This is a genomic window from Nocardia sp. NPDC051570, from assembly GCF_044454005.1.
GTDB lineage: Bacteria > Actinomycetota > Actinomycetes > Mycobacteriales > Mycobacteriaceae > Nocardia.
In genome coordinates this window covers 72,353-85,215 of sequence record NZ_JBITDI010000012.1, presented here as the reverse complement: position 1 = coordinate 85,215, position 12,863 = coordinate 72,353, and the positions used below count along the sequence as shown (strand labels likewise).

Below are 12,863 nucleotides of genomic sequence, written 5' to 3'. Positions count from 1 at the left end.
GCGGTCACACCTTGTTCGGTTCGCTCGCGCGCAGCATGTCTTCGCGCTCGACGACCTTGACCCGCTCGCGGCCCTGCGGCTCGCCGAGGGAGCGCTCGTGGGCGTCGAGGCGGTACCAGCCGGCCCAGGTGGTGAACGGAATCCCCTTGTCCTCCAGCCACTTCGTCACCGCCTCGGGATCGGGCTGTTCGGCCGGGGCGAAGGTCGGGGCGTCGTCGAGCAGGCAGGCGATGGTCTCGTTGGCGTCGCCCTTGGTGTGGCCGATCAGGCCGACCGGGCCACGCTTGATCCAGCCGGTGACATAGGTCGCGGGCAGATAGCGGCCCGTACCGTCGGCGCCGTCGTCGGCCAGGACGCGACCGGCCTCGTTGGGCACGGTCCCGGCCTGCTCGTCGAAGGGCAGCTGCGGGATGTTCTGCGACAGATAGCCCACCGCGCGGTAGATCGCCTGCACATCCCAGTCGGTGAACGTGCCGATCGGCTTGCAGTTGCCGGTGCCGTCGAGCTGGGTGCGCTCGGTGCGCAGGCCCACGACCGAGCCGTCCTCGCCGCCCAGCACCTCGGCGGGGGATTCGAAGAAGTGCAGGAACAGCTTGTGCGGCCGGTCGCCCACATCGCGAATCGCCCACTGCTCCAACGTATTGCAGACCATGTCGACCTGCTTGGAATGCCGGCGCGCGGCCTCCGAGCCCTCGTCGTAATCGATATCCTGCGGATCGACGATGACCTCGATATTCGGCGAATGGTCCAGCTCGCGCAGCTCCAGCGGGGTGAACTTGGCCTGCGCCGGGCCGCGGCGGCCGAAGATGTGCACCTCGAGCGCCTTGTTGGCGCGCAGGCCCTCGTACACGTTCGGCGGGATCTCCGTCGGCAGCAGCTCGTCACCGGTCTTGGCCAGTACCCGCGCCACGTCGAGGGCGACGTTGCCGACGCCGAGCACGGCGACCTTCTCCGCTTCCAGGGGCCAGTCGCGTGGCACGTCGGGATGTCCGTCGTACCAGGACACGAAGTCCGCGGCGCCGTAGGAGCCGTCCCGGTCGATGCCCGGAATGCTCAGCGCGCGATCGGCATTGGCGCCGGTGGAGAAGATCACCGCATCGTAGAAGCGGCGCAGTTCCACCAGCGTGATGTCGGAGCCGTAGTCGATATTGCCCAGCAGGCGCACCTGCGGCTTGTCGAGCACCTTGTGCAGCGCGGTGATGATGCCCTTGATGCGCGGATGATCCGGCGCGACGCCGTAGCGGATCAGACCGAACGGGGCGGGCATCCGCTCGAACAGGTCGATGCTCACCTGCGCCTCGGACTTCATCAACGCGTCCGCGGCATAGATTCCGGCCGGTCCGGCGCCCACGATCGCGATGCGCAGTGGGCGGGTCGCTGCACTGTGTTCGGTCATTCTTACGCGCACCTCTGGTCGAGAATCTGTCGTCATGTCTTAGCCGTCGTTCTTAGCTTAGGCTAAGTTGACGTCGGGACCGGGGTCTGCACCCGGTTGTCGTCATCCCGTGATGCTGCGTCGTTGCTGCGCCCGGGAGCCGATCCCACCGGCCGAAGCCGGGTTCCAGCGATTCTATCGGTGGCGGCTATGGCCGGTATTCCCGGACTCGGCCGGGAATACCGAGTGTGATTCGGACCACTATCAATGACCAGCGATGATGTCTGCATGACCGATGCCGACGAACCCACTGAGATCGACCAGCGCGAGGCCCCGCGGTCCGCGGTGCCGTTCATCGCGGCCGCTGTGGTGGCGTTGCTGTTGATCGGCGGCGTGGTGCTGCTCGGCGTGCTGCGCCCGGCTGAGAACAATGTCACAGATTCCGATCGTGTGGCCGTCGCCATCCGCAATTTCGCTACGGCCCAAGCGGATTCGGATGCCAAGCGCCGCGCGACCACCGTCTGCCCCGGCTTCGACGCCGCCAAGTCCCCGCTGGGTCCCGACGCCCTCGGCAAACAGGTCGAGATCGCCAACGTCCGCGACACCACCGTCGAGGGCGCCCGCGCCCGGGCCACGGTGACCAGCAGGATCGACGGCCGCGAGCAGACCGCCACCTGGAATCTGAGCAGGCCGAACGACCAATGGCTTGTTTGCTCCCCGTAGGGCCCCGGCGTGCTTGTTCTCCTCAGGACCCCGGCGTGCCTGTTTCCCTAGGACCCTGGCGTGCTTGTTTCCCCTAGGACCCTGGCGTGCTTGTTTCCCCTAGGACCCCGGCGTGCTTGTTTCCCCTAGGACCCCGGCGTGTTCTTCGCCGGGGTTTGACATAAAGCCCGGTGACCAGGCACTCTCACTTTCAGGTCATGAGTACCAGCGTCAAGCCCCGGCTCGCTGGTCGGCAACCCTCCTCCGCGGTGGGGTGCTCCGGGTGACGACCTGGCCACGCGCCGATACCGGCGCGGCAAGTGCGGATTCGCGAGGAGGTTCATCGAATGAACGAGAAATACCGCAGCTGCTGTGAGGGACGGTCATGAGCTACGCGGGCGATATCACTCCCCAGCAGGCCTGGGAACTGTTGCGCGACAATTCGAATGCGGTCCTGATCGATGTGCGCACCGAGGCCGAATGGCGCTTCGTCGGCGTGCCGGATACCGCCGGAATCGACCGGCCCACCGCGCTGATCGAATGGGTCGACAGCAGCGGATCGCCGAATCCGCAGTTCACCGACCAGCTGAGGCAGGTCCTCGCCGACCGCGCCGCCGACAGTGATGCCCCGGTGATCTTCCTGTGCCGCTCCGGCCAGCGCTCGATCGGCGCCGCGAAGACCGCGACCGCCGCCGGATACGAACCCTCCTACAACGTGCTCGAGGGCTTCGAGGGTCCGCTCGACGCCGACGGACATCGTGGCGGCGCCGGCTGGCGCGCCCTCGGACTGCCGTGGCGGCAGTCGTGATCACCGGCGGCGCATTCGACAAACCACTGCCCGAGGGCGTCGGCCCGGCGACGATCGGCGTGCGCGGCGGCCTGCGGCGCTCGGGTTTCGAGGAGACGGCCGAGGCGCTGTATCTGTCCTCCGGCTTCGTCTACGAGAGCGCCGAGGCGGCCGAGGCCGCGTTCACCGGCGAGATCGAGCATTTCGTCTATTCGCGCTACGGCAATCCGACGGTCGCGATGTTCGAGGAGCGGATGCGCCTGATCGAGGGCGCCGAGGCCTGTTTCGCGACCGCCAGCGGTATGGCGGCCGTATTCGTCGCTCTCGGAGCGCTTCTCGGCAACGGTGATCGACTCGTGGCCGCGCGCAGCCTGTTCGGCTCCTGCTTCGTGGTGTGCAACGAGATCCTGCCGCGCTGGGGCGTGGAGACCGTCTTCGTCGACGGCGAGGATCTCGACCAGTGGGAGCGGGCGCTGTCGCAGCCCACCAAGGCGGTGTTCTTCGAGACCCCGTCCAATCCGATGCAGACGCTGGTGGATGTGCGCCGGGTGTCCGAGCTCGCGCACGCCGCGGGCGCGAAGGTGGTGCTGGACAACGTCTTCGCCACCCCGCTGCTGCAGCGCAGTCTGGATCTCGGCGCGGATGTCGTGGTGTATTCGGGCACCAAGCACATCGATGGCCAGGGCCGGGTGCTCGGCGGGGCGATCCTGGGCGCGCAGGACTACATCGACGGTCCGGTGAAAACACTGATGCGCCATACCGGTCCGGCCTTGAGCCCGTTCAATGCGTGGACGTTGCTCAAGGGCCTGGAGACCATGCCGCTGCGGGTCCGTCATTCGGTGCAGGCCGCGCACAAGGTCGCCGAATTCCTCGAGCAGCATCCGGCCGTCGCGTGGGTCAAATACCCGTTCCTGCAGTCGCATCCGCAGTACGCGCTGGCCCGGGAGCAGATGTCGGGCGGCGGGACGGTCGTCACCTTCGAGCTGGCGGCCGGGCTCGAGGGAGATGGTGCGGCCAAGAAGCGCGCCTTCGAGGTCCTCAACCGCCTGCGCATCATCGACATCTCCAACAATCTCGGCGATGCCAAGACCCTGATCACCCACCCCGCGACCACCACGCACCGGGCCATGGGCCCGGAAGGCCGTGCGGCCGTGGGGATCACCGATGGCGTGGTCCGGATCTCGATCGGTCTGGAAGACGTCGAGGATCTGCTGAACGACCTCGATCAAGCGCTGGTCTGATCGCGCGCCTCCCGCCGATGAGTTTCCGCGGGAGGCAACGTCTACTTCTGTGACTCGACAGAAGGGATGTCCCCGTGCGTATCCTGGCTCGCCTGTGTATGACAGCCGACGGCTATGTGACGACTCCGGACGGCTGGCCGCCGCAGATCATCGATCCGACGCACGGTCCGGGCAGTCACGGCGTCGCGGAATTCCTGCGCACCTGCGAGGCCGCGCTGATGGGCCGCACCACCTTCGAACCCGCACTCGCCGCCGACCGCTGGCCCTGGCCGGATCTGCGGGTCTTCGTGCTCGGCTCGCGGCGGCCCGAGGGAACGCCGGAACATGTGACCGTCGACGACGATCCCGTGCGGTTGCTGGAGCGGATCCGCGCGGCCGATCGCGGCGGCGATGTTCATCTGATCGGCGGACCCCGCACCATCGAGACCTATCGCGCCCTGGGCGTTCTCGACAGGCTCGAGCTCGTAATCCTGCCGTATCTGGTCGGAAGCGGTATGCGCCTGACCGATTCGTTCGATCCCGCCACCGATCTGGAATTCGAGAGCTCGCGTCCGCTGCCCGGCGGATCAGTCGAAATCGTGTACCGAGTGCCCTCGAAGCATTGACAGTATGCTGTCAAAATGACAGCATACTGTCATGCTGAAAACGGTACATATGGCGGTCTACGACACCTTCTCCGATTGGGAGGTCGGATACGCCACGGCGAATATCAACCGGCCGCTGTGGCAGCGCGAGCCGGGGAGCTGGCGGGTGCGGACAGTGGGTCCGAGCGCCGCGCCGGTCACTTCGGCCGGGGGCATGCGGGTGCTGCCGGATCTGACGCTCGACGAGTTGTCGCCCGCGGACAGCGCGATGCTGATCCTGCCGGGCGCCGATACGTGGGCCGAGGAGCACATGGCGGTGTTCGCCGGGAAGGCGCGTGAATTCCTCGCGGCGGGCGTGCCGGTGGCGGCCATCTGCGGCGCCACCTTCGGTCTGGCGCTCGCGGGACTGCTGGACGAGCGCCGGCACACCAGTAACGACGCGGGATATCTTGGGATGAGCGGTTATTCGGGCGGCGCGCATTTCGTCCCGGAGCCCGCGGTGACCGACGGCGATCTGATCACCGCGACCGGAATCCGGCCGGTCGAATTCGCTCGCGCCGTCCTTGCGCGACTGGGCGTGTACGAGCCGCGGATTCTCGACGCCTGGTCCGCGCTCTACGGCGAGAACGATCCCCAGGGCTTCTACACACTCGCCGCCTACGAGCAGCAGCGGACCGCGGCGCAGTGACCCGCGCGGAGCAGGAGCTGTTCAGCACCGCGGCGATCACCTCGTTCAAACTCAACGGCCAATTCCTCGCTGTCGGAGAGGAATTGGCCCGTCCGGCCGGTATCACGGTGGCCTGGTGGCAGGTGCTCGGCGCGGTGGCGCGCGAGCCACTGCCGGTCGCCGGAATCGCCCGCGAGATGGGCATCACCCGCCAGAGCGTGCAGCGGATCGCGGATCTGGTGGTGGACAAGGGTTTGGCCGAATATCGACCGAATCCGGCCCATCACCGCGCCAAACTCGTCGCCATCACCGAATCCGGCCGCGCGGCCGTACGTCGCATCGGTCCTCAGCATGCGCGAATGGCGGATCGTCTGATTTCCGAACTCGGCATCGACGCGCTGACCGAGATCGTGGCGGGCCTGACGAAACTGTCGGCCGCCCTCGACGCCATGGCCGAAAAGCCCTGAGGTCGGGCCCGCCGTCAGACCGAGAATGGATTACTGGTCCGCCCTACCAGATCCGCCACCGAATCCAGTACGAGCGTGGGCCGATAGGGATAGTTCTCCACCGACGCACGGGTGGAAATGCCCGAGGTGACCAGAATCGTCCGCAGCCCGGCCTCGAGTCCGGAGATGACATCGGTATCCATGCGATCGCCGATCATCACCGTCGACTGTGAATGCGCACCGATACGGCGCAGTGCCGAACGCATCATCAGCGGATTCGGCTTGCCCACGTAATACGGGTCCTTCCCGGTGGCCCGGGTGATCAGCGCCGCCACCGAACCCGTTGCGGGAAGCAGACCTTCGCGCGAGGGCCCGGTCGCATCCGGATTGGTCGCGATGAAGTTCGCGCCGCGGTCGACCAGCCGGATCGCGGTGGTGATCGCCTCGAAGGAGTAGGTGCGGGTCTCGCCGAGCACCACATAGTCCGGATCGCTGTCGGTGAGCACGTACCCGATCTCGTGCAATGCGGTGGTGAGTCCGGACTCGCCGACCACATACGCCGTCCCACCCGGCTTCTGCTCGTTGAGGAAGGTCGCCGTCGCCAGCGCCGAGGTCCAGATCGACTCCGGCGGGATATCCAGGCCGGTGTGGTGCAGCCGAGCCTGCAGATCGCGCGGGGTGCGGATCGAGTTGTTGGTGAGCACCAGGAACGGGATGTCGTTGGACTGGAGTTCGGCCAGGAACTTGTCCGCACCCGGCACCAGATGGTCCTCGTGAACGAGCACCCCGTCCATATCGGTGAGGTAGGACAGGATGGGCTCTCCGTCTGCGGTCACAGAGCCAATTGTGGGCTATCGACCTGTCCGATGGGGACTCCCGGGGTACATGCGACGATTCCCACATCGGCCTATGGTCGAGAAGGCGGATCGTAGCGACGGCGAACAGGAGTGGCGCAGTGAGTGATCTCAAGCTCGGGTACAAGGCGTCTGCGGAACAATTCGGACCTCGGGAGCTCGTGGAGCTCGCGGTCAGCGTCGAGGAACACGGGCTCGACAGCGCTACGGTCAGCGATCATTTCCAGCCCTGGCGGCATAAGGGCGGGCACGCCCCGTTCTCCCTGGCCTGGATGACCGCGGTCGGCGAGCGCACCCGGCGGATCCAATTGGGGACCTCGGTGCTGACCCCCACCTTCCGCTACAACCCGGCCGTCATCGCGCAGGCCTTCGCGACCATGGGATTGCTCTATCCCGGGCGGATCATGCTCGGGGTGGGCACCGGCGAGGCGCTGAACGAGATCGCGACCGGATTCCAGGGCGAGTGGCCGGAATTCAAGGAGCGCTACGCCCGGCTGCGCGAGGCCGTGGATCTGATGCGGCAGCTGTGGACCGGCGATCGGACCGACTTCGACGGGCAGTACTACCGCACCGTCGGTGCCTCCATCTACGACGTGCCCAAGGGCGGCATCCCGATCTACATCGCCGCGGGCGGGCCGCTGGTGGCCAAGTACGCCGGCCGCGCGGGTGACGGCTTCATCTGCACCTCGGGCAAGGGGATGGACCTCTACACCGAGAAGCTCATGCCCGCGGTGCGGGAGGGTGCGGACAAGGCCGGACGAGCGGTCGAGGATATCGACCGGATGATCGAGATCAAGATCTCCTACGACACCGATCCCGAACTGGCACTGGAGAATACGCGTTTCTGGGCGCCGCTGTCGCTGACGCCCGAGCAGAAGCATTCCATCACCGACCCGATCGAGATGGAGGCCGCCGCCGACGCGCTGCCGATCGAGCAGATCGCCAAGCGCTGGATCGTCGCCAGCGATCCGGACGAGGCCGTGGCGCAGATCAAGCCGTATGTGGACGCGGGCCTGAACCACCTGGTCTTCCACGCCCCGGGCCATGATCAGCGCCGTTTCCTGGAGCTGTTCGAGCGCGATCTGGCTCCGCGCCTGCGGGCGCTCTGATGCGGACGGGCCGCCGCTCGAGGTGGGCGGCGGCCCGGATCGGAGCACGATTTCAGTTGAGGCCGTTCAGTTCCGACATGGAACGCACATCGCGCGTGCCGCAGCCCGATACCGGGGTATCGGTATCCAGGCGCCCGGACAACCAGCCGATGGCGGCGGGTCGACCGGCGTCACCGATCGAGGTGTGGTCGGCGGTGAGGTCGCGCACGTAGGTCACCGGAGTGCCTGCGGCGCAGTACTTGTCGACCAACGCGTCGGTCGACTCCACCGAGATGATCTCGTCGTGGACGTCCTGATAGAGGAAGACCGGCGCGGTGGGTGCGTGCGCGCCCAGCATGATTCGGTCCAGTACCGCCGAAACCGGTGGCAGCGTGAGGAATTGATCCAGAGGTAGGTCCAGATAGCGCTGCCAGTCGGTGAACATGAAGCGGAAGTTGTTGGCGATCACGCATTCCGAGCGCACCGTATCCAGCGCGGCAAGGCCCTCGGGCGACATATGGGCGCGCACCGCATCGTCGAAATCCGGATAGGCGGCGGCGAGCGAGGCGAACAGATCGCCGCCGAGGCCCGCCGTGACGGTGCCGTTGCTCTTGCGGATCGAATCGCTGGGCACGGGCACCGGGGTGCCGATCGATGCCCCGCGCAGATTCAGCTCCGGGGCGTAGCGCGGCTGTGTCTCGGCCGCCCATCCCGTCGCCAGGCCGCCGCCGGAATTGCCGTACAGCCCGACCGGAGTCTGCTCGGTCAGCCCCAGCGGTGCGAAGTGTTCGGCGGCGCGAATACCGTCGAGAATCATGTAGCCGGGTTCGTCGGCGACGGCGAAATGTGCACGACGGCCCTCGAAATCGGCGATCGAGACCGCCCAGCCGCGGTCCAGCAGCTGCGCGATATCGGGCCGCTGCATCGTCGCCGCGTTGGTGGGCAGATCGGGCAATCGCAGCTGATACGACGTCGCGCACTCGGGCGCGGAGCTGTTCTCATAGGCCTGGAAGGCGGCCAGTGGCCGGTTCGCCCGCTCGCCCTCGGGCAGCAGCACCGTGGTCGCGGTGATATCCGCCCCGCCGTCGAGATCGGTGGTCCGATACAGCAGTTGCCAGGCAGTGGCTGGAACCGAGATGCCCAGCTGGACCGGTCGCGATCGCAGGACCGTGCCCGGCGCGGTGGCCGTGAAATCGGCGGGCGGATCGTAGAACGGATCCGACTGCGGTGGCGCCGGCAACAGGTCGGCATGCGCGGGCGCGGCCAGTCCGATGCAGGTCAGGGCCGTGACGATCACACCGGCGACGGTCCCGGCACGGCGAGAACGCCGACGTGCGAATGTGGGCAAAGCGCTCTCCCGTTCCGGTAAACAGTTCCGGATGGAAATACTAATCGACGCAAGCGTTACCCTAGCTGCCCTGTTGCCGACGCAACATCTCAGGCCCGAGTGAGCGCGAAGATGCGCAGATCCCGGGTCGTGCGGCCGCGATAGGCGGCATAGGCCGGGGTCGTCTCGACGAAACGGGCGAAGACGTCCTCCTGCTGCGCCGGATCCTCGATCAGCCGGGCCCGCACCGCGATCCGCTCGCCCGCGATGGCCACCCGGCCCTCGGGGCGAGCCAGCAGATTCGCCGTCCAGGCCGGATGCTGGGCCTGCCCGAAGTTGCTGCCGATCACATACAGCACGTCGCCGTCGTGGACGAACAGCAACGGGCTGGTGCGAGGCTCGCCGGATTTGCGGCCGGTGGTGGTGAGCAGGATGACCGGCACGCCGATCGGGCCGAGGACGGTGTATCGGCCCGCGGTGCGCTCGAGCAGCTTCCGGTCCAGTGGGGTGAGCTTGCGGATGACGAACGAGCCGGGCTTGGTCGCCGCGAACCGGCTGGCCAGGCGCGAGAACAGGGTCGCGCGCGAACCCCACGGGCGATACGGGAACGGTGCTGTCATGGCGAGTATCTTAGGGGGCCGCCGCCGACATCTCCGGCCTGCGGGAATGGCTTTGGCGGACTGGAGAATTCACATCGCGGCCCGCACCTCGGCGGCGAATTCGAGATATCCGGGCCAATTCTGATCGCACGGCGCGAGCAGCACTCGCTCGACCCCGGCCGCGGTGTATTCGGCCAGCTGATCGGCGGTCTCGCGCACCGCGCCCGCGGGCGGGACGACGATGGTGATCGACGGTGTCGGGCGGCCGAATTCCGCGGCGAGCGCGGCCAATTCGGCGCGTGCCTGCCGCACCTGCTCGGGGGTCTGGCCGATGCCGAGCCAGCCGTCGGCGAATTCCGCGGCGCGCCGCCGCGCCCGCGGCCCATCGCCCGCCACCAGGATCGGCGGCACCGTCGCACCCGGTGACAGCGTCGCCACGGTCCCATCGGACAGGGTCGCCGCGCGGCCCGCGATCAGATCGGGCAGCACCCGCAGGCTCGCGTCGGTGCGCCGGCCCCGGTCGGCGAACGACTGCTCGGCCGCGCGCCAGCCGAGATCGCCGTGCGCCGGATTCCCGGTGCCGACACCCAGCAGCAGCCGATCGCCCGAGACGTACTGCAGCGAACTCACCGCCTTCGCCGCCCACGCGGGCGGACGCAGCCCGAGTAGCAACACGCCGTAGCCGAGGCCGATGCGCTCGGTGACGGCCGCCGCGACCGCCAGCGCGACCGTGCTGTCCAGAATCGGGGCGCTGGCGATCAGATGATCGGGGGCCCACACCGAATCGAGGCCGCCCTGTTCGGCGAGCCGGGCGGCGGCCCGCACATCACCCAGGAACGGCCGGGCCGGATCCGGGGTCGAGGTGGGTAGTAAGGCGCCGATCCGCAGTGTCATGTCGATCGATCCCGTCCGCGACCCGAAACGCGTGGGCCGCTGTGCTTTTGGTCCTTGACTGGAAACGACGTTACGGCGCGGCGATGAGCGATCCAATGCCTGGATGACGCGGAATCATGTCCGAAACGCTCGTCATGGGCACGAGGCGAACTTCACGTGTGATTTCCGGAAAGTTGCCGCGCGGACGGGCGATGCGGACCTCGACCGTTATTAAGCTCGTGCTCATGGCCGAACCCGCTCCGTCCACCGTGTACATCGCCTCCCTCGAGGGGGACACCGGGAAGTCCACGGTGGCGCTCGGCATGTTGCATCTGCTGTCGGCGACCACGCCGCGGGTCGGGGTGTTCCGGCCGATCACCCGCTCGACCAAGGGCGCCGACTACATCCTCGAGCTCCTGCTCGAGCACTGCACCGCCGATATCGACTACGACCAGGCCGTCGGGGTCACCTATGAGCAGCTGCACGCCGATCCGGACGCCGCGATCGGCGAGATCGTGGCGCGCTTCCACGAGGTGGCCAAGGTCTGTGACGCGGTCGTCATCGTGGGCAGCGATTACACCGATGTCGCCAGCCCCAGCGAGCTGCGCTCCAATGCCCGCATCGCGGTGAATCTGGGTGCGCCGGTGCTGCTGGTGCTGCGCGGCTCGGGCCGTTCGGCGGATGAGATCGTGCAGGTCGCCGAGCTGTGCGCGAACGAACTGGCGGCCGAGCACGCCCGGGCGATGGCGATCGTGGTCAACCGCTGCGATCCCGACGCGCTCGACGAGGTGGCCAAGGCGATGCGGAAGGTCGACGCACCCTCCTGGACGCTGCCGGAGGTGCCGCTGCTGACAGCGCCGACGATGACCGAGCTGTGTGAGGCCATCCACGGCCAGATGTACTCCGGCGATCCGGAGCTCATGCAGCGCGAGGCGCTGTCGGTGATGGTCGGCGGCATGACCGCCGAACATATCCTGGAGCGGCTGACCGACGGCGTGGCCGTCATCGCGCCCGGCGATCGCTCCGACGCCCTGCTGGCGCTGGTGAATGCCCATGAGGCCGAGGGCTTTCCGTCGCTGTCGGGCATCATCATGAACGGCGGCATGCTGCCCGATCCGGCCATCGCGCGGCTGATCGAGGGTCTGAAGCCGAAGCTGCCGATCCTGACCACCCAGCTGGGCACCTTCGATACCGCCAATGCCGCGGCCCGCACCCGCGGCCGGGTGTCGCTGTCGAGCATCCGCAAGGTCGACACCGCGCTGGCGCTGATGGAACAGCGGGTGGACGGGCGAAAGCTGGTGGAGCTCATCGAGGTTCCGGTGCAGTCGGTGGTGACGCCGCAGATGTTCGAATATCAGCTGGTCGAGCGGGCCCGCGCGGATCGGCGGCGCATCGTGCTGCCGGAGGGCGACGACGACCGGATCCTGCGCGCGGCCGGGCGGGTGCTGCAGCGCAAGATCGCCGATCTGACCATCCTCGGCGACGAGGCCACGGTGCGCGGGCGGGCCGCCGAACTCGGCCTGGACATCGATGCCGCCCAGGTGCTGGATCCACAGACCTCCGAGCTGCGCGACCGGTTCGCCGAGATCTATGCGAAGCTGCGCGCGCACAAGGGGATGACCGTGGAGCGGGCGCGCGAATTCATCGGCGACATCTCGTATTTCGGCACGATGATGGTCCACGAGGGGATCGCCGACGGCATGGTGTCCGGCGCCGCGCACACCACCGCGCACACCATTCGCCCCGCGCTGGAGATCATCAAGACCGAGCCCGGGGTCTCCACGGTGTCGAGCGTATTCCTGATGTGTCTGGCCGATCGGGTGCTGGCCTACGGCGACTGCGCGGTGGTGCCGGATCCGACCTCCGAACAGCTGGCCGATATCGCGATCTCCGCCGCGCGCACCGCATCCCAGTTCGGGATCGAGCCGCGGGTGGCGATGCTGTCGTATTCCACGGGCGAGTCCGGCAGCGGCGCCGATGTCGACAAGGTCCGCACCGCAACCAAATTCGTGCAGGAGCGCGAGCCGGAGTTGCCGGTGGAGGGGCCGATCCAGTACGACGCGGCGATCGAGCCGTCGGTGGCCAGCTCCAAGCTGCCCAACTCCCAGGTGGCCGGGCGCGCGACGGTGTTCATCTTCCCGGACCTCAACACCGGCAACAACACCTACAAGGCGGTGCAGCGCAGCGCGGGCGCGGTGGCGATCGGGCCGGTGCTGCAGGGATTGCGCAAGCCGGTCAACGATCTGTCGCGGGGCGCGCTGGTCGCCGATATCGTCAACACCGTGGCCATCACCGCCATCCAGGCGCAGGCATAAGGGAG

General features: G+C 67.7%; 13 protein-coding genes and 1 riboswitch. Of the genes, 8 read left to right on the top strand and 5 right to left on the bottom strand.

Features of this window, described 5'->3' with window-relative positions; all coding sequences use genetic code 11:
• Nucleotides 1-4: 4 nt before the first annotated feature.
• Complete coding sequence (locus tag ACIA76_RS28205; protein WP_397155840.1) at nucleotides 5-1,396, bottom strand: FAD-dependent oxidoreductase; 1,392 nt, start codon at nucleotides 1,394-1,396, stop codon at nucleotides 5-7.
• Between the two features lie 267 nt (nucleotides 1,397-1,663).
• Between ACIA76_RS28205 and ACIA76_RS28200 the strand changes: the two genes are divergently transcribed.
• From ACIA76_RS28200 to ACIA76_RS28175, 6 genes are all read left to right on the top strand, one after another.
• On the top strand, nucleotides 1,664-2,098 hold the full coding sequence (locus ACIA76_RS28200; RefSeq protein ID WP_397155837.1) for a hypothetical protein: 435 nt from the start codon (nucleotides 1,664-1,666) through the stop codon (nucleotides 2,096-2,098).
• Between the two features lie 193 nt (nucleotides 2,099-2,291).
• Nucleotides 2,292-2,406, top strand: a riboswitch (SAM riboswitch).
• A gap of 56 nt (nucleotides 2,407-2,462) precedes the next feature.
• On the top strand, nucleotides 2,463-2,885 hold the full coding sequence (locus tag ACIA76_RS28195) for a rhodanese-like domain-containing protein (RefSeq protein ID WP_397155835.1): 423 nt from the start codon (nucleotides 2,463-2,465) through the stop codon (nucleotides 2,883-2,885).
• Nucleotides 2,882-4,105, top strand: coding sequence for an O-succinylhomoserine sulfhydrylase (locus ACIA76_RS28190; RefSeq protein ID WP_397156154.1), 1,224 nt, complete (start codon nucleotides 2,882-2,884; stop codon nucleotides 4,103-4,105). Before ACIA76_RS28195 ends, ACIA76_RS28190 begins: the two co-directional genes overlap by 4 nt.
• Nucleotides 4,106-4,179: 74 nt before the next feature.
• Nucleotides 4,180-4,710 carry a dihydrofolate reductase family protein gene (locus ACIA76_RS28185; protein WP_397155833.1) on the top strand — a complete coding sequence of 177 codons (531 nt, stop codon included), beginning with the start codon at nucleotides 4,180-4,182 and terminating at the stop codon, nucleotides 4,708-4,710.
• 31 nt (nucleotides 4,711-4,741) lie between these two features.
• Nucleotides 4,742-5,377: a type 1 glutamine amidotransferase family protein gene (locus tag ACIA76_RS28180; RefSeq protein WP_397155831.1), complete on the top strand. Its 636-nt coding sequence runs from the start codon at nucleotides 4,742-4,744 to the stop codon at nucleotides 5,375-5,377.
• Nucleotides 5,374-5,823, top strand: coding sequence for a MarR family winged helix-turn-helix transcriptional regulator (locus ACIA76_RS28175; RefSeq protein ID WP_397155829.1), 450 nt, complete (start codon nucleotides 5,374-5,376; stop codon nucleotides 5,821-5,823). The genes ACIA76_RS28180 and ACIA76_RS28175 overlap by 4 nt, the downstream gene beginning before the upstream one ends.
• 14 nt (nucleotides 5,824-5,837) lie before the next feature.
• On the opposite strand, the gene ACIA76_RS28170 is transcribed toward ACIA76_RS28175, so the two are convergent.
• A complete protein-coding gene (locus tag ACIA76_RS28170; RefSeq protein WP_397156153.1) occupies nucleotides 5,838-6,596 on the bottom strand; it encodes an HAD-IIA family hydrolase in 759 nt (252 codons plus the stop codon).
• 161 nt (nucleotides 6,597-6,757) lie between these two features.
• Between ACIA76_RS28170 and fgd the strand changes: the two genes are divergently transcribed.
• Nucleotides 6,758-7,765 carry a glucose-6-phosphate dehydrogenase (coenzyme-F420) gene (gene fgd / locus ACIA76_RS28165; RefSeq protein ID WP_397155827.1) on the top strand — a complete coding sequence of 336 codons (1,008 nt, stop codon included), beginning with the start codon at nucleotides 6,758-6,760 and terminating at the stop codon, nucleotides 7,763-7,765.
• A 52-nt stretch (nucleotides 7,766-7,817) separates the two neighbouring features.
• On the opposite strand, the gene ACIA76_RS28160 is transcribed toward fgd, so the two are convergent.
• The 3 genes from ACIA76_RS28160 to ACIA76_RS28150 all read right to left on the bottom strand — a co-directional run bounded on the left by ACIA76_RS28160 (nucleotide 7,818) and on the right by ACIA76_RS28150 (nucleotide 10,564).
• Nucleotides 7,818-9,041 carry a lipase family protein gene (locus tag ACIA76_RS28160; protein ID WP_397155825.1) on the bottom strand — a complete coding sequence of 408 codons (1,224 nt, stop codon included), beginning with the start codon at nucleotides 9,039-9,041 and terminating at the stop codon, nucleotides 7,818-7,820.
• Between the two features lie 140 nt (nucleotides 9,042-9,181).
• Nucleotides 9,182-9,691 (bottom strand): nitroreductase/quinone reductase family protein, encoded by a 510-nt coding sequence (locus ACIA76_RS28155; RefSeq protein ID WP_397155823.1) that lies wholly within the window; start codon nucleotides 9,689-9,691, stop codon nucleotides 9,182-9,184.
• Nucleotides 9,692-9,760: 69 nt separating this feature from the next.
• Entirely contained in the window at nucleotides 9,761-10,564 is an 804-nt protein-coding gene (locus ACIA76_RS28150) for an LLM class flavin-dependent oxidoreductase (protein ID WP_397155821.1), read from the bottom strand.
• Nucleotides 10,565-10,788: 224 nt separating this feature from the next.
• On the opposite strand from ACIA76_RS28150, the gene pta reads away from it, so the two are divergent.
• Complete coding sequence (pta, locus tag ACIA76_RS28145) at nucleotides 10,789-12,858, top strand: phosphate acetyltransferase (protein ID WP_397155819.1); 2,070 nt, start codon at nucleotides 10,789-10,791, stop codon at nucleotides 12,856-12,858.
• Nucleotides 12,859-12,863 lie beyond the last annotated feature (5 nt).